This is a genomic window from Rhodococcus sp. PvP016, assembly GCF_017832185.1.
In the GTDB taxonomy this organism is placed as follows: domain Bacteria; phylum Actinomycetota; class Actinomycetes; order Mycobacteriales; family Mycobacteriaceae; genus Rhodococcoides.
In genome coordinates, this window is record NZ_JAFIBH010000001.1 from 1,795,501 (window position 1) to 1,811,346 (window position 15,846).

A 15,846-nucleotide genomic window follows, 5' to 3' on the forward strand; every position below is an offset into this window, starting at 1 on the left:
GATCCGCCCTCCAGGAGGCCAACCGTGGACTTCTCCTACAGTGCTCGTACCGACGCGCTGCTCGAGACCCTCGAGACATTCATGACCGACCATGTTCTGCCCGCCGAGAAGGTGTACGACGCGCAGATCGCGGCGAACACGAACAAGCACGAGCAGCCGGCGGTGATGCGCGAACTGCAGGAGACCGCGCGCTCGCAGGGACTGTGGAACCTGTTCATGACGCACGACGGACTCGGGGCCGGACTCACCAACCTCGAGTACGCCCCTCTCGCCGAGGTGGTCGGGCGCTCGATCATCGGTAACGAGGCCATCAACTGCTCCGCCCCGGACACCGGCAACATGGAGATCCTCGCCATGTTCGGTACCGAGGAGCAGAAGAAGGACTGGCTGGAGCCGCTGCTCGACTGTCGGATCCGGTCCGCATTCGCCATGACCGAACCGGCCGTGGCCAGCTCCGACGCCACCAACATCACCTCGACCATTCGGCGCGACGGTGACGAGTACGTGCTCAACGGTCGGAAGTGGTACACCTCAGGTGTTCTCGATCCGGACTGCAAGCTCATCATCTTCATGGGCAAGTCGGATCCGGACGGCCCCACCTACCGTCAGCAGAGCATGATCCTGGTCCCGGCCGACAGCCCCGGCATCGAGGTGCTGCGCGATCTGCCGATGTTCGGTTTCCACGATCGTCTCGGGCACGGCGACGTGCAGTTCACCGATGTCCGGGTGCCGGCCTCGAACATGCTCGGCGCCGAGGGCGACGGTTTCGCCATCGCACAGGGCCGCCTCGGTCCCGGCCGCATGCACTACGCCATGCGCGCCGTCGGCATGGCCGAGCGCGCGCTCGAGATGATGTGCCGGCGCTCCCTCGAGCGCGTGGCCTTCGGTGCCCCACTCGCCGATCGTGGTGTCGTGCGCGAGTGGATCGCGCGCAGCCGCATCGAGATCGACCAGATCCGACTGCTCGTCCTGAAGTCGTCCTGGATGATGGACACCCGCGGTAACGCCTCGGCGCGCTCCGAGGTGGCCGCGATCAAGGTCGCGGCGATGGAGGTGGCGCACAAGGTGGTCGACCGTGCCGTGCAGACGTTCGGAGCGGCCGGAGTCAGCGACGATTTCGTCCTGGCCCGCCTGCACGCCATCACCCGCGCTCTGCAGATCGCGGACGGACCGAGCGAGGTCCACCTTCGTACCATCGCCCGCCTCGAGACGAAGAAGTACCGATGACCGACGACCTCCATTCCCTCACCGGCAGAGTGGCCCTGGTGACCGGTGCGAGCCGCGGTCTCGGCCTCGCCATCGCCCGCGGTCTCCGCGACGCGGGTGCCACCGTCGTGGTGTCGAGCCGCAAGCTCGAGGCGTGCGAGGCGGCAGTCGCCTCACTCGGACCGTCGGCGGTGGGCAGCGCGCACGCCCGCGCTCTGCACGTCGGTCGATGGGACGAGATCGAACCCGCGGTCGACGCCATCGTCGACGAGTTCGGCTCACTCGACGTAGTGGTCAACAACGCCGGCATCGCGCCGCTCTCCGAGAACCTCGTCGGAGTGACGGAGGGGCTGTGGGACAAGACCATCGAGGTCAACCTCAAGGGTCCGTTCCGACTGATGGCGGTGGCCGGAGCGCGGATGGCGGCCGCCGGGCGCGGGTCGATCATCAACATCTCGAGCATCGGCGCCGTTCGACCGAGCCCGCCCGAGGCCATGTACGCCGCAGCGAAGAACGGCCTGAATGCGTTGACGATGGCATTCGCGCAGGAGTACGCGCCGCACGTGCGGGTGAACTGCGTGATGCCCGGCGGATTCGCGACGGACATGGCCGAGCACTGGGACGACGAGTTCGTCGGCAAGATCGTCGACCGGCTCCCGTCCGGACGTCTGGGTCGCCCCGAGGAGATCGCCGGTCTCGTCGTGCATCTCGCGAGTGACGCCGCGTCGTACACGACGGGTGCGATCATCCCCGTCGACGGCGGCCGCACCGCGGTCTACTGAGGAGGACTCCGACGTGACAGAAGTGAACGACACCCCTGGCCCCGCTGCGCTGTTCGACCTGACCGGTCGAACAGCGGTGGTCACCGGAGCGTCGTCGGGTCTCGGTCTCGGTTTCGCTCGAACGCTCGCCGCCGCCGGAGCCACGGTGTACGCGGCGGCACGGCGCGCGGATCGTCTGGCCGCGGTGGCGGAGGCCGTCCCCGGCCTCGTTCCCGTGCGGTGCGACGTGACCTCCGACGAGGACCGCCGGGCGTTGGTGGATCGGTGCCGCACGGAGACCGGGCGGCTGGACATCCTGGTCAACAACGCCGGGATGCCCGGTCCGCCGGACGCGGAACAGGAGACCGCCGAGGGTTTCTCGGCAATCCTCGAGGTGAACCTTCTCGCCGGCTTCCATCTGGCGGTGCACGTCGCCTCGACGACGCCCGAGTCCGCTGCGGTCTCGATCGTCAACATCTCGTCCGTCGTCGGTCTCGTGTCCACCGCCCCCATCGGCGGTGCGAGTTACGCGGCGTCCAAGGCCGGCGTCCTCGGCCTGACCCGCGAACTCGCCGGGCAATGGGGGAGACGGGGCATCCGCGTGAACGCGGTGGTTCCCGGCTGGTTCGACACCGAGATGACCGACGGGCTCTTCGAGAACGAGAAATCGGCCGGGTGGGTGCGACGTAACACGATGCTCGGTCGCGGGGGTACCGCGGGCGAGGTGGACGGCGCGGTGCTGTTCCTCGCCTCGGATGCCTCGTCGTACGTCACCGGGCACACCCTGGTGGTCGACGGCGGCTGGACGGCACGCTGATGCTCGCTGTGCAACTGCTCGGGTGGGGCTCTGCTCCCGAGCTGCGGGACATTCCCGTTCCCGAACCGACGGGAGAGCAATTGCTGCTGGAGGTCACGGCAGCGGGCCTGTGTCGGAGCGATCTGTCGGTATCCGATTCACCGGCAGGGCGCTTCGACTACCCGTTGCCGCTCACGTTGGGACACGAGGTGGCGGGTCGTGTCGTCGCTGCCGGCCCCGATGCCGATGGCGACACGGTGGGATCCTCCGTGGTCGTCCACGGCGTGTGGTCCTGCAGGATCTGCCGCAACTGCCAGCGAGGGCGGGAGAATTACTGTCTCGCACTGCAACCGGTCGACGGCAGGCTCGCCGTGATCGGGAACGGGCTCGGCGCACCGGGGGGACTGGCCGAGTACATGGTGGTTCCCCACGGCGGCGTACTGGTCGACACCGGCTCTCTGGCACCGGAACTCGCAGCACCCCTCGCCGATGCGGGCGCCACCGTGCATCACGCCGTCAGCGGTCAGGCCGACCTCCTCGACTCCGACGCCGTGGTCCTGATCGTCGGTGTCGGCGGTCTCGGTCACCTCGCAGTCAGATTGGTGTCGCTCCGGGGAGCAGGCCACGTCGTGGCCGTCGATCCGCGGGAAGCGGCTCGACAATCCGCGACGACCATGGGCGCGACCGCGGTGTACTCGTCTCTGGCCGAGGCGGCCTCGGCCACGAGAGATCTCGGGGGCGTCGACGTGGTGTTCGACTTCGTCGGCGGCGACGACACGATGGCCGCGGGGCTGGCCACGCTCGTACCCGGAGGGCGCCTCGTCGTGGTGGGGGGCGCCGGAGGGTCCGTGTCGGTTGCCAAGAACCGGGGGATCGCCGCCGGGTGGCAGGTCTCGGCTCCTTTCTGGGGCAGTCGCGCGGACCTGGTCGAGGTGGTGGCGCTCGCGGAGTCCGGGGAGTTGCTGCCCGAGGTGACCACGAGACCTCTCGACGAGGCGATCGACGCCTACGCGCGTCTGCGCGCCGGGGAGGACGCCGGCCGAACCGTGCTCCTGCCCACCACGTCCGACGACCCCACCCCAGAACGTGATGCCGGAAAGGACCACCGTCAGTGAAGACTCTCGCGCTCGAACTGCGAGACCGCGTCCGGGAGCTCCCCGACGCGATCGCCGTGATCGACCTGAACGGCACCCATCGACTCGCCGACGTGATGGCTGCCGCCGAACGCGGTGCCGAGCACATGGCACAGCACGACCCCACACCGCCCACCGTGCTGATCCAGGCGGACAACACTTGGCAGACGGTGGCCACGGCACTGGCAGTCGGGTTGCGTGGAGGGGTGGTGGCCGTGCTCAGTCCGCACGCCACGGCATCGGAGTTCGTGCTCGCCGTCGAGGACGTCGACCCCGACATGGTGGTGGCCGACCTCCGCACACTCGAACAGTGGGGGGTGTCCGACCAGGATTTCCTGCCGGGTGACGCGGCGGTCGGCGACCGTCATCTGCGTGCGCGGCTCGGTGACCCACGAGGTGTGTCGCGCTGGAACGGAGGCAGCGTCATCGCGATGACCTCCGGATCCACGGGCCGCCCCAAGTGTGTCGTCCAGTCCGAGGACGCACTGCGCTATGCCTGTTCGTGCACGAGGGACGCGGTGGGTCTGCGGCCGGGCGACGCGGTGGGCGCCTTCGTGCCACTGTCCTCCGTCGCCGCAGCGTGTTTCGGGATGTATCTGCCGTTGTTCGTGGGCGGACCCATGGTCTCGATCGGCAAGTGGTCGCCGGCGGCCGCGCTCGACGCGATGGCCGCTCACGACGTCCGCTGGACGATGCTGGTGCCGACGATGGCGCTGCAACTGTCCCTCGTCGAGAACGGAGCCGGTCGACTCGCGGGGATGCGGGCGATGACGGTCGGCGGAGGCCCCATGAATGCGTCGGCTCTCGAACGCGCCGAACAGTTTCTGGGCACGACGTTCCTGCGGGTGTTCGGTATGTCCGAGTGCCTCGGTCACACGACCGCGTCGCCGGACGACGACTCTCGAATTCGACTCGGTACGGACGGTCGGCCGTTCCCCGGCACGATCGTGCGGGCCGTGAACGGTGCGGGGGAGGACGTCGGAACCGGGGAGATCGGCGACGCACAGGTGCGCGGACCGTCGATGTTCGTCGGTTATGCACGCGGGGGCCAGGTCGCGGCACCGACACTGACCGACGACGGCTTCCTCCCGACCGGTGATCTCGTCGAGGTGGCGACCGACGGCAGCATCACCGTGATGGGCAGACAGAAGCAGATCATCATCCGCGGGGGTCGCAACATCGACATCAACGAGGTCGAGGCAGCGGTGGCCGGCGTCCCCGGAATCGTGCAGGTCTGTGTCGTGCCGATACCGGACGAGCTCTTGTCCGAGCGCGCCGGCGCGCTGGTGGTGACCGACGGACGCGCTCTCGGCCTGGCCGAGGTGACGGACGGTCTGTCCCGACGCGGCGTGCCACGTCACAACTGGCCGGAGTACGTCTTCGCGGTGGACGATCTGCCGCAGAACCGTGTCGGGAAGCTCTCCCGACCCGATGCCGTGCGGATGGCGGCGCGTCTCGCCGGAGTAACCGATCCGAATTCACCTCGAGACCAGTAAGGTGGTGTCGATGACGACACGTTCGGAGGTGGCAGGATGAGCGTGGGAACGACGGACCGTCGCGAGAGCCCTCGATCGAAGCGGTCCCGCATCCTCACCGTCGCCATCGAGCAGTTCGGCAGGGTGGGCTACGACCACACCAAGTGGGCCTCGGTGGCGGACGAAGTCGGGATCGGCCAGACCGCGCTCTACCACTACTTCGAATCCAAGGCGCATTGTCTGCTCACCATCATGCGTCTCGAACTGGCCGATTCCGTCGAGCGGTTCGACGCCGCCACGGCCGAGCAGAGCGACCCGGAGGCGGCGCTGCGAGCCGCCGTCGCGGGTGCACTCCAGGCCTCGCCGCTGGACGCTCTGCAGCGTCGAATCTTGCAGAACCACATGGACCTTCTGGCGACGGAGCGGCAGTCGGGGAAGGAAGAGGCCGAGCGTCTCCAGTCCCGGGAGCTGGTCCAGGAGATCGAGCGTCGGTGGACGAGACTGATCGCCAGTGGCATGGAGGACGGGGTCTTCGCCGACGGAGATCCGAAGACCGTGGGACGACTGGTTCTCGCCCTCGTCATCAGCGTGTGGCGGTGGTACCGGCCGAACGGCCCCGCCACCCTCGACGAGATCGCCGAGACCGTCACCTCCGCGGTGCTCAAGATGGTGCGTCCCTGACAGCTGGGCGTGAGCCCGGTCAGCGGCGACTCGATCGCTGCTCCCCAATACCGAACCGAATTCATGTTGATCACACTGTGGAGGTACTCATGTTCGACCTGATGGTTCTCGCCGCGCGTCCGAACGACTGGACGCACGAGCAGTTCATGACGTGGTGGCGAGGCGAGCACGCCGAGGTGACCTACCCTCTCCCGGGCCTGCTGCGGTGGCAGCACATCGACATCGTCCACGCGATCGACGAGCGCAGCTCGGGGTGGGACGGACTGTCCATTCTGAGCTTCGCCTCGCGAGACGATCTCGAGGCCGCTCTGGCCAGCCCGGAGTGGAAGGTCGCCGTCGAGCACGTCGGGACGATGCGTGGGCGTCGGATGATCTGGTACGGCGACGAGCGGACCATGGTCGCCGACACCTCGACCACCTCGTGACTGCCCGGTGGTCCGATCCGGGATCCGTTCGGATCGCGGACGGCATCCACCGGGTGCCACTGCAGATGCCGTCCGACGGACTTCGCGCCATCAACGTCTACGCGCTGGAGACCGACCGGGGACTGGCCCTGATCGACGGGGGGTGGCGTCGACCGGACACGTACGACGAGTTCCGCTCTGCCCTTGCTGAATTCGGACACCGTCCGGACGACGTGCACGACGTGTTCGTCACCCATGTCCACCGCGATCACTACACCTTCGCCGTCGACCTCCGCCGTCGTCACGGCTGCCGTATCCACCTCGGGTCGGCCGAGGCGCCGGGGATCGTGGCCATCGGAGAGCTGGCCTCCAACATGCCGACGTCGTCGTTGCGAGAGCTCGAGCGGGCGGGCGCCGACGACATCGCCCGGGCGGTTCGTGTGGACACCAGCGACGAGGACTTCGACGCAGCCGACTGGGAATCTCCGGACGCGTGGCTCACCGAGGGCGTGCTGGACATACCCGGTCATCGCCTGACCGCAGTGCACACGCCGGGGCACACCAAGGGGCACATGGTGTTCCACGATCTAGACCGCGACATCAGCTACACCGGCGACCACGTTCTGCCCACCATCACCCCGTCCATCGGATTCGAGCTCGGCGAGTGGGATCTACCCCTGGGGCACTACCTGCAGTCGCTCGAGATGATGCTCGACGATCGTGATCGCACCGTACTGCCCGCTCACGGGGACACCGGTGTGGGACTGCACGCGCGCGTGCGCGAACTCCTCGATCACCATGCCCGCAGGTTGGCGGCGACCCGGGCCGTCGTTGCCGAGATGACCCGGGCGACCGGCCTCGATGTCGCCGAACGCCTGCCGTGGACGCGACGTGATCGGCCCTTCTCTGATCTCGGAACATTCGACCGCATGGTCGCGGTGTGCGAGACTTTGGCCCACCTCGATCTCGAGGTTCACCGGGGCGGGCTGGGTGTGGAGAACCGACACGGCGTCGACGTGTTCGGAGTGGCCTCAGACTGAGGCGGCCGCCCGAGTCTCGGGTCGGCCGCCCGAGACTCAGGCGGCGGTCCAGCCACCGTCGACGTACAACTCGGTACCGGTCATGAAGCGCGCATCGTCTCCGGCCAGGAATGCTACCGCCGCAGCAACTTCCGCGCCGGAACCCAGTCGTCCCATCGGCGTGCCGGCCAGCATGGCCTCGTGGCGTGGGGTGCCCTCGTAGCGCGCGAGCAGTGGCGGGGTCGCGATGAAGCCGGGGTGGATCGAGTTGACCCGCACCCCGAGGCGAGCCCAGTGCAGTGCCGCGTTCTTCGTCATGGTCCGCACGGCGCCCTTCGCCGCCGCGTAGGCGATGCTGTTACCCAGTCCGCCGACGCTGCCCAGGATGGAACAGATGTTGACCACCGATCCGCCGCCCGTTCGTTCGATCATGGCGCCGGCGTGCTTCATCCCCAGCCACGTACCGGTCTGGCTGACCTCCACGACCGTGCGGTAGTTCTCCACGGTCTCGTCGACGACCGTGGCGAGCGAGCCGATCGCCCCGTTGTTGACTACGGCGTCGAGGGTGCCGTACCGCTCCTCCACGAGGGCGAGAGTCGCTGCCCACTGCTCCTCGTCGGTGATGTCGAGCGCGCATGCCAGATGCGAGCCAGAGTCTTCGAGCGCTTGTATCGCCGTGTCGCACGCACTTCGATTCACATCGGTGACGACCACGCGGGCTCCCTCGGAGGCGAGCCTGGTCACGATGTCGACGCCGATTCCACCGGTGGCGCCGGTCACGAGGACCACCTTGTCGGTCAGTCGTGTGTTGCCTTCGGGCATGGTGAGCCTTTCAGAGCTTGCTGAGGACGTTGCGGCCGCCGACGAGCATGGCGATCGCAACTCCCGTGGTGGTCACCGCGGTCATGAGCAGTGCCATCGCCGCGACGAGTGGGTACGAACCGTTCTGCCACATGTCGTAGAGCAGCGTGCCCATGACTTGTGTGGTCGACGCACGGACGAGCAGCGACGCGGCGAACTCGTGGGTCAGGAGGATGAACATCAGTGCCACCGCACCGAAGATGGCTCCGCGCATGAGAGGCAGCAGGATTCGTAGATTGGTCACGATCGGTGAGGCGCCGCTGGTTGCCGACGCCTCGGTGTAGGTGTTACCCAGCGCGAGCATCGCCGTCATCTGCAGTCGCACCGAGAACGGCAACATCAACACGATGTAGACGAGCACGATCACCGTTCGGGTTCCGTAGAGGATCAGCGGCGGTTCGGTGTAGGTGAGGAGGAAGCCGACACCGAAGATCACTGCGGGGATTCCCAAGGGCAGTGCGGTGATGAAGTCGCCGATCATGCCCAGGATCCGGAAGCGCCGGCCGCGGACCAACAGGTTGGCCATGGCGAAGCCGATGGGAATACACACGGCCACTGCGCCGAGAGACGTCAGGATGCTGGTGAGCACGGACTGGACTATCGCGTCGTCGGAGATGAGGACCCGGAAGTTGTCCAGGGTCAGCAGATCCAGGCTCAGAGTGTCCGACCAGTACGGCGTCAGGGACACGATGACGAGTCCGACGATGGGGATGAGCAGCGCGAACAGGGCATAGACGCTGATGGTGACGGCCGCCCACGTTCCGCGGCCCGAGGGTGCGGAGAACGCCTTCCCGCCGTGCGTGACGAAGCGACTCTGATTTCCCAGCAACAGCTTCTGTACGAGAACCAGCGCCAGTCCGAACAGGACGAGTGGTGATCCGGCAGCAGCGGCTGCCGCGAAGTCCGACGGTGATTCCGACACTCGCCGGTACATCTCGGTGGTAAGGACCTTCACTCCGCTGTTCTGACCCAGCAGGAGAGGTCCCGTGAACTGGCCCAGCCCGAGGAGGAACGCGATGCCGCCGCCGTAGATGAGTGACGGACGGAGCAGGGGGAGAACGATGCGGAAGAAGACGCCCACCGAGGACGATCCGCTGATCCGAGCGGCTTCGAGGTGCTCCGAACTGATGTTGTCCATCCCCGAGGACACGAAGAGATAGACGAACGACGTCAGGCCGAACCCGGTGAGGATGACGATCCAGGGCACCGTGTAGACGTCCACGGGGCCGCTCTCGAGATCGCTCCACCAGGGCAGCGCGCGCAGTACGACGTTGAGGTAACCGGGTCCCGGCGACAGCAGGAAGGCCCAGCCGACGATGTTGGCGACGGCGGGTAGAACGATGGGCAGGATCGGAATCATCCTCAGGAACCCGAGCCGAGCCGGGAGGCGGCTCGCGGCGTAGGCGAGCAGAGTACCGAGAACCAGCGCGATGACCAGCGATCCCGATGCCAGAATCACTGTGGTCCAGAGTGTCTGAGCGATGTCGAACCGGCCGTACTGGCTGCGATAGCCCCGTGCGCCGTCCTCGAATGCGAGTATCTGCAGGCGCACCATGGGGAGGACGACGAGATAGGCGAGAACGGCGAGGAGGATGCCGTAACCGAGGCGAGCGCGCCAGGGACCGGTCAGCCGGGATCGTCGTCCCGCCGCCGGCGGCGTCGTGTCGGTGTCGGGGGGCGTGAGGGTGGCGGTCACGATGCGCTCCCCACTGCTGCGGCCACGGGTGCACTGTCGGCGGCTGGTGCGGTGAAGGGCGCCGAGGGGAACACCCGCAGCGCTGCGGGGGAGAAGGAGACGACCACAGCGTCACCGAGTTCGGCAGATCGCAGTGCGGCACCGTGTTCGGCGGCAGCGGCTCGTAGGGTGAGAGTCTCCGCGCCGGATCGGACGGACACGTCGAAATGTCGACCCCCGTACTCGTAGTCGACGAGGGACGCGTGCAGTCCGAGGTTACCGGCCGGGACCTCGGTCATGCTGCGATGCAGAAGCAGGTCGTCGGGACGCAGACGCGCGACCGCGGCGTCGCCCTCGTCGGCTCGATCGCGGATCACCGAATCGCGGAGGTCCATCGAGTCTCCCGCGGAGGTCTGCCACCCGTCGTGTCCTCGTGTGAGTTCGAGCTTGTTGGCCATGCCGATGAAGGCCGCCACGTAATCCGAAGCCGGGTTCTCGAAGAGATGTGACGGCGTGTCGAGCTGTTCGATGCGGCCGGACTTCATGATCGCGAGGCGGTCGCCGAGTGCGAATGCCTCGGACTGGTCGTGGGTCACGAACACGGCGGTGAACCCGAGCTCGCGGTGCAGCTGATGGATCTGGGAACGCACCTGGTCACGCAGCCGCGCATCGAGATTGCTGAGGGGCTCGTCGAAGAGGATGAGATCCGGGCGCGCCACCAGACCGCGTGCGACAGCCACGCGTTGTTGCTGACCACCGCTGAGTTGAGACGGGTATCGGTCGAGCAGGGCGCCGCAGTCGACCATGTCGGCCGCTGCCTCGACAGCTCCCGGCCCGAAGGACTTGGTGAGTCCGCGGACGTCCAGCGGGTACTTGATGTTGCGGCGCACCGTCATGTGCGGCCAGAGGGCGTACGACTGGAAGACCATGCCGATGTTGCGCTTGTGAGCGGGGACGTCGACGCGCTGATCCGCGTCGAAGACCGTCCTGTCCTTGAACGAGATCCGCCCGCCCTGAGGTGTCTCGAGCCCCGCGAGGCACCGCAACGTCGTGGTCTTCCCGCAGCCACTCGGGCCGAGGAGAACCAGGAACTCGCCCTGCTCGATGTCGATGTCGAGACCGTCCACGACCGTCGTGCTGCCGTACGTCTTGGTCAGTCCGGAAATGGTGAAGCGATCGGTCATCTCATGCCTTCTGTCCAGAGGTGTGTGTGGGTGTTCGCGCGCCGGCCGCCAGACCACCGTCGACGACGAGGTCGGTGCCCGTGATGTAACTGCTCTCGGATCCGGCGAGGAACACGACGGCGTCCGCGACGTCGGCGGTGGTGCCTCGCCGCTGCATGGGAATGGTGCGCACGTAGCCGGCGACATCGTGGTCGGCGAAGTCCTCACTGCCGGTGATGTCGGTGTCGATGCTTCCCGGGCACACCGAGTTGACACGGATCCCGCGCTCGGCGAGCTCGAGCGCAGCCACCCGGGTCAAGGCCCGTACTCCGAATTTCGACGCGCCGTACGCACCGAGCTTCGCAGTGGCGAGGATGCCGCGCAGGGACGACACCGTGATCACCGATCCGCCCGACTTCACGGCGGTGTTCGCATTTTTGAGTGCGAGGAAGGTGCCGACCAGGTTGATGTCGAGCATGCGACGGAAGTCCGCGAGCGAGGTGTCGGCGATGTCGGCGCGGTGGGCCGCTCCGGCGTTGGCGACCAGCACGTCGAGGCGCCCACCGTCCGCCTCGATCGTCTGCACGCACGCGTCCCATTCGGCTTCCGACGCCACGTCCAGATGCAGGTAGTGCGCCGACGGTCCGAGGCTGTCGGCGACTGCCCGACCACCCTCGTCGTCCACGTCGGAGACGTACACGGTCGCTCCGCGAGCGACGAAGCGGGCGGCGCATGCCGCGCCGATGCCGCGCGCGGCACCCGTGACGAGCACGCGTGAGCCGTGTGATGCCGCCGTCGGAGCGTCCATGATCACCTCCTCGGATGACGAGTTCGGATGGTCGATGTCGGTAGGCCCAGCGTCACTGGAAGAGCTGCGACCATTCCTGCGAGTACCGGTCGACGTTCTCGGGCGTCAGCTCCGCGGGATCGGGTGATTCGATGTCCTGTGCACGTTCGACGGCGCCCGGAACATCCGGCAACGCGGCGGCGTAGCCACCGTTGAGGGCAGCCTGGCCCTCCGCGGTCACCATGAAGTCCGCCAGGACCTGAGCAGCGTTCGGATGCGGTGCCGCACTCAGGACCTGGGTGTACCACGGTGTGCCCCAGGGGTTGTCCGGCAGCACCCAGTCGACGGGAGCGCCCGCGTCGACCTCGGTGACGAGAGGCTGGACGCTGGGCGAGACCACCACTTCACCCGACGTCAGGGCCTGCGCGACGGCCAGTGCGCTCGGGTAGACCCGCGGCTGCAGTTCGGCCAACTTGTTCCAGTAGTCCTCGCCGTAGTTCTCGGCGTAGTGCCGATACAGGTCGACGTACGACGCGATGCCCGTCGGATTGACGATGCCGATACGGCCGCGGTAGGCCGGGTCCAGAATGTCCTGCGGGGTCTCGAGGCCGTCGGGCACCGCGGCCGTGTTCCATCCGAGGCCGAAGACGGCCGCGGAGGACAGGAAGAAGCGGTCGTTCTTCACGCTGGCCGCGCGGTCGTAGTCGGGTGCGTCGAAGTCCGGACCCACGATCTCGGTGGAGAAGGTGCCGGACTCGGACGCGCTGGCGATCCACGACGCGTCGGTCACCATGTGGACGTCGGCGATGCCCGTACCCGTCCGGTTCTCGGTCTCGATACGGGGATTGATCTCGGAGTCCGTTCCGCGCACGAAGTCCATCGAGATCTCCGGGTACTTCTGCGTGAACGCGGCCTTCAGCGCATCCAGGTTCGCGGGCTTCTGACTGGAGTAGAGCATCACGCTGCCCTCCGTCTTCGCCGCGGCGACGACGTCGTCCCAGCTGCCCTCGACGGGCCCGGACGGGGTGGTGCTGCCGCCGCACGCTGTGAGCGCGAACGCCGACGCTGCCACGGCAACGGTGGCGATGGCTCGGGGAATCCTTCGCATTGTCAGACCTCTCTCGGACTCACAGGGCCGCTCGGCTGTCGGTGCGAGTGGACTTCCTGAACTGATGTCAGTTTGAAAGTAGTATGACGTCCTTGTGATGTCAATCACGCAGGTGAGGGCATTGCGATGACGGCCACGACGGGGTCGCCGACGCGGACACGGTCGGACATGGTGCGAGCGACGACCTGGATCCCGCGCGAAGTCGGGGTACCGGGCAGCGCGGAGGAGCACCCTCGCGGGGTGGGGTGTCAGGACATCCGACGGGGCGTCGTGTCCACCTGACGCACTGCGTCGATCCAGAACATCAGTTCTGCGTTGCTCCTCACCGCGCGCTCGTCGACGGCGATCCACCCCTCACCCATCGATCGGCCCGCGCCCATCTCCGCGCGGCGCGCTCCCGGGGGGTGCGAGGTAGTCGGCGTCGCGGTCGGCGGGCACCCGAGTGAGCAGGGCACCCCCGCCGGTGCCGACGCACACGGCCATTCTCTCGTCGACCGTGAACGCGAACCCGCCGAACATCTTTCGCTCGCGGACGTTCTTCTCCTCCGACAGGGCGGCGCGAACCCGGTTCGCCAAGGTGATGTCGTAGGCCATCTCGGATCGACTTTCCCGGTGATCGGACGTTCGACCGTCTCCTCGTCGAAGCCGTGCGGCAGGCGTCGCGCAAGGGGTGGGCCCGATAGTGGGGGCACTTGCGGAAGTGGAGTTTCTGCGCCGCTCGGTGGCCGGATCGGCGGGATCCCGCACGATGCCGCTCCGAGTGGAGCAGAAGCACCACTCGACACCCGACAGAATTTCCCCGACGAGTCGCACGATCGCCCGGGTACGAGCCCGCTGTCGTCGACGCCGGCTCTGTCACCGCGGGAGCAGCCCAGCTGTACCTGTCGCAACCCGTGCTCTCCCATCACCTTGCGTTGTTGGAGACGGAGATCGGCAGTCCTGCGCTGGAGCGGCGTCCGCGAGGCGTGCGGGGGTGTGCGGAGAGCATGATCGTCCCGATGCCGGCGCTGAGCGACGACGGATCAGTCGGCGCGATCGTGGAGTGTGATTCGGTAGCCGTCCGGATCCGCGAAGGTGAAGGTGCGCCCGAAGGGCCCGTCGATCGGTGCCGAGACCACGGTGTGTCCATCGGCGACGAGGGCGTCGTGAATGCCTTGTACGTCGGTCGCATGCAACCAGATCGAGGTGCCGACACCGGGATGCGGTGCGGAGTCCAGGACGGTGCCCGCAGCGACGTCGCGCAACGCGAACGCGATCGGCGTCGTCTGGAACACGACGGCGTGCGGCGGGCCGGTGGGCGATCGAACGAGCCCGAGGTACTGCTCGTAGAACGATCGGGACGCGTCGAGATCACGAGCCTGCAGCGAGATGAAGTCGGGGCCGGTGACGGTCATGGGGTGTCCTCTCGTGTGTGTCAGATTCCTGACACGTCGAAGGTATGTCAGAATGCTGACATGAGTCGAGACGGCGTGGGTATCGACCTGGAGACGTCGATCGGTTACGCCCTCAAGGAAGCCTCCAGCGCACTGCGAACGGCGATGGAGGAGGTGCTGCGCCCGCTCGACATGACCGTGACGCGCTACTCGTGCCTCGAATTGTTGGCCCAACGGCCGGGGTCGTCGAATTCCGAACTCGCACGCGGTGCCTTCGTGACCCGTCAGTCGATGAATGTGCTTCTGCAGACGCTCGAGCGGGAGGGTCTCGTGACCCGGCCGACGGAGGCTCCCGTCGGGAAGGCGCTTCCGACGCGTCTCACCGCGCGTGGTCGCCGCAGCCTCGAACAGGCGACCGCGGCGGTCCGGTCGGTGGAGGTCAGGATGCTGTCCGGAATGACCGCCGCCGAGCGGGACAGTGCGTTTCGAAGTCTGCAGAGCATCGTCCAGGCTCTGCGCGGCGACGAGAACCGCGCGTAGTCGCTCCGCCCGACCGGCTCACACCAGAGTCTGCGTGCCCACGACGCGCAGCAACTCGAGACGTTGCTCGTCCTCGGAGCCGGGAACGGTGGTGTAGACGACGATGCGCAGATCGCTGCCCGGTGCGGTGAGCACATCGCAGTCGACGGCGATCGGTCCCACCGGCGTCGTCATCACCTTGCGGCTGGCCTTGTGCACCGACATGGTGGCGCGACCCCAGCGAGCGTCGAAGTCCGCACTCCTCGCTCGGAGTCGGGTGACGAGGGTGGTCAGATACGGGTCGTCGGGATACCGGGCGTGTGCCGCTCGGAGATCGGCGACGAGGTCCTCGCCGAATTCCTCGTGATGGCGGTCGTCGTAGCCGACGCCGGTGAAGTCGTCGGTGAAGTGGCGCCACACCACATTGCGGTCGACACCTTGTCGCAGTGCGGGATCGCCGCTGATGGCTGCCCAGAGGCCGTTGTGATGGACGATGTCCCACGCCGCCGTGAAGACCGCCAGGGGCACGTCGTCCAGGCGGTCGACCATGCGCCGCACGCCGGGTCCGATGTGGTGTGGAACGAGGCGACCGTTCGGTGATGCCAGTCCGGCCACCCGATACAGGTGATCCACTTCCTCGTCGTTCAGTCGCAGCGCTCGCGCCAACGCGGCGACGGTCTGCGCCGACGGGTGCCGCGCCCGCCCCTGCTCGAGGCGGACGATGTAGTCGACGCTGATGGACGCCAACGTGGCGAGTTCCTCACGGCGCAGTCCAGGTGCTCGTCGGCCGGGGACGGCAGGCAGGCCGACCTCCTCCGGTCGAGTCCGGTCCCGCCACGCCCGGAGCACCGTCGACAGCTCACTCATGCCCACCATCGTGCACCG

General features: G+C 67.4%; 17 protein-coding genes and 1 pseudogene. 10 read left to right on the top strand and 8 right to left on the bottom strand.

Annotated elements, in window-relative coordinates; translation table 11 throughout:
* The first annotated feature begins 24 nt into the window (after positions 1-24).
* From JOE30_RS08255 to JOE30_RS08290, 8 genes are all read left to right on the top strand, one after another.
* Positions 25-1,227 carry an acyl-CoA dehydrogenase family protein gene (locus tag JOE30_RS08255; RefSeq protein WP_204866001.1) on the top strand — a complete coding sequence of 401 codons (1,203 nt, stop codon included), beginning with the start codon at positions 25-27 and terminating at the stop codon, positions 1,225-1,227.
* Positions 1,224-1,988: an SDR family NAD(P)-dependent oxidoreductase gene (locus tag JOE30_RS08260; RefSeq protein ID WP_204866003.1), complete on the top strand. Its 765-nt coding sequence runs from the start codon at positions 1,224-1,226 to the stop codon at positions 1,986-1,988. The genes JOE30_RS08255 and JOE30_RS08260 overlap by 4 nt, the downstream gene beginning before the upstream one ends.
* A 13-nt stretch (positions 1,989-2,001) precedes the next feature.
* A complete protein-coding gene (locus JOE30_RS08265) occupies positions 2,002-2,784 on the top strand; it encodes an SDR family NAD(P)-dependent oxidoreductase (RefSeq protein ID WP_204866004.1) in 783 nt (260 codons plus the stop codon).
* Positions 2,784-3,878, top strand: a complete 1,095-nt coding sequence (locus JOE30_RS08270) for an alcohol dehydrogenase catalytic domain-containing protein (RefSeq protein ID WP_204866006.1) — start codon at positions 2,784-2,786, stop codon at positions 3,876-3,878. Before JOE30_RS08265 ends, JOE30_RS08270 begins: the two co-directional genes overlap by 1 nt.
* The gene (locus tag JOE30_RS08275; RefSeq protein WP_204866008.1) at positions 3,875-5,392 is read left to right on the top strand and encodes a class I adenylate-forming enzyme family protein; all 1,518 of its coding nucleotides are present in this window, start codon (positions 3,875-3,877) and stop codon (positions 5,390-5,392) included. The genes JOE30_RS08270 and JOE30_RS08275 overlap by 4 nt, the downstream gene beginning before the upstream one ends.
* A 36-nt stretch (positions 5,393-5,428) precedes the next feature.
* Positions 5,429-6,052 carry a TetR/AcrR family transcriptional regulator gene (locus tag JOE30_RS08280; protein ID WP_204866010.1) on the top strand — a complete coding sequence of 208 codons (624 nt, stop codon included), beginning with the start codon at positions 5,429-5,431 and terminating at the stop codon, positions 6,050-6,052.
* Positions 6,053-6,141: 89 nt separating this feature from the next.
* Positions 6,142-6,477, top strand: a complete 336-nt coding sequence (locus JOE30_RS08285; protein ID WP_204866011.1) for an EthD family reductase — start codon at positions 6,142-6,144, stop codon at positions 6,475-6,477.
* Positions 6,474-7,496, top strand: a complete 1,023-nt coding sequence (locus JOE30_RS08290; RefSeq protein WP_307806105.1) for an MBL fold metallo-hydrolase — start codon at positions 6,474-6,476, stop codon at positions 7,494-7,496. Before JOE30_RS08285 ends, JOE30_RS08290 begins: the two co-directional genes overlap by 4 nt.
* Positions 7,497-7,532: 36 nt before the next feature.
* Here the strand turns inward: JOE30_RS08290 and JOE30_RS08295 are convergent, their stop codons facing one another.
* From JOE30_RS08295 to JOE30_RS08320, 6 genes are all read right to left on the bottom strand, one after another.
* Positions 7,533-8,297, bottom strand: coding sequence for an SDR family NAD(P)-dependent oxidoreductase (locus JOE30_RS08295; RefSeq protein WP_204866012.1), 765 nt, complete (start codon positions 8,295-8,297; stop codon positions 7,533-7,535).
* Between the two features lie 10 nt (positions 8,298-8,307).
* On the bottom strand, positions 8,308-9,966 hold the full coding sequence (locus JOE30_RS08300) for an iron ABC transporter permease (RefSeq protein ID WP_204870162.1): 1,659 nt from the start codon (positions 9,964-9,966) through the stop codon (positions 8,308-8,310).
* 62 nt (positions 9,967-10,028) lie between these two features.
* Entirely contained in the window at positions 10,029-11,195 is a 1,167-nt protein-coding gene (locus tag JOE30_RS08305; protein WP_204866013.1) for an ABC transporter ATP-binding protein, read from the bottom strand.
* A 1-nt stretch (position 11,196) separates the two neighbouring features.
* Positions 11,197-11,982: an SDR family NAD(P)-dependent oxidoreductase gene (locus tag JOE30_RS08310; RefSeq protein WP_204866014.1), complete on the bottom strand. Its 786-nt coding sequence runs from the start codon at positions 11,980-11,982 to the stop codon at positions 11,197-11,199.
* Between the two features lie 52 nt (positions 11,983-12,034).
* Positions 12,035-13,069, bottom strand: a complete 1,035-nt coding sequence (locus JOE30_RS08315; RefSeq protein ID WP_204866015.1) for an extracellular solute-binding protein — start codon at positions 13,067-13,069, stop codon at positions 12,035-12,037.
* A gap of 354 nt (positions 13,070-13,423) precedes the next feature.
* Positions 13,424-13,663 carry a TfoX/Sxy family protein gene (locus tag JOE30_RS08320; RefSeq protein WP_204866017.1) on the bottom strand — a complete coding sequence of 80 codons (240 nt, stop codon included), beginning with the start codon at positions 13,661-13,663 and terminating at the stop codon, positions 13,424-13,426.
* Between the two features lie 98 nt (positions 13,664-13,761).
* Between JOE30_RS08320 and JOE30_RS08325 the strand changes: the two are divergent.
* Positions 13,762-14,028: pseudogene (locus JOE30_RS08325) on the top strand (LysR family transcriptional regulator); the annotation flags it as partial.
* 63 nt (positions 14,029-14,091) lie between these two features.
* On the opposite strand, the gene JOE30_RS08330 reads toward JOE30_RS08325, so the two are convergent.
* Positions 14,092-14,463 carry a VOC family protein gene (locus JOE30_RS08330; protein WP_204866019.1) on the bottom strand — a complete coding sequence of 124 codons (372 nt, stop codon included), beginning with the start codon at positions 14,461-14,463 and terminating at the stop codon, positions 14,092-14,094.
* Positions 14,464-14,523: 60 nt separating this feature from the next.
* Here JOE30_RS08330 and JOE30_RS08335 point away from each other — a divergent pair, with 60 nt between their 5' ends.
* The gene (locus tag JOE30_RS08335; protein WP_204870163.1) at positions 14,524-14,982 is read left to right on the top strand and encodes a MarR family winged helix-turn-helix transcriptional regulator; all 459 of its coding nucleotides are present in this window, start codon (positions 14,524-14,526) and stop codon (positions 14,980-14,982) included.
* Positions 14,983-15,000: 18 nt separating this feature from the next.
* On the opposite strand, the gene JOE30_RS08340 is transcribed toward JOE30_RS08335, so the two are convergent.
* Positions 15,001-15,828 carry a helix-turn-helix transcriptional regulator gene (locus JOE30_RS08340; protein ID WP_239532318.1) on the bottom strand — a complete coding sequence of 276 codons (828 nt, stop codon included), beginning with the start codon at positions 15,826-15,828 and terminating at the stop codon, positions 15,001-15,003.
* Positions 15,829-15,846: the final 18 nt, after the last annotated feature.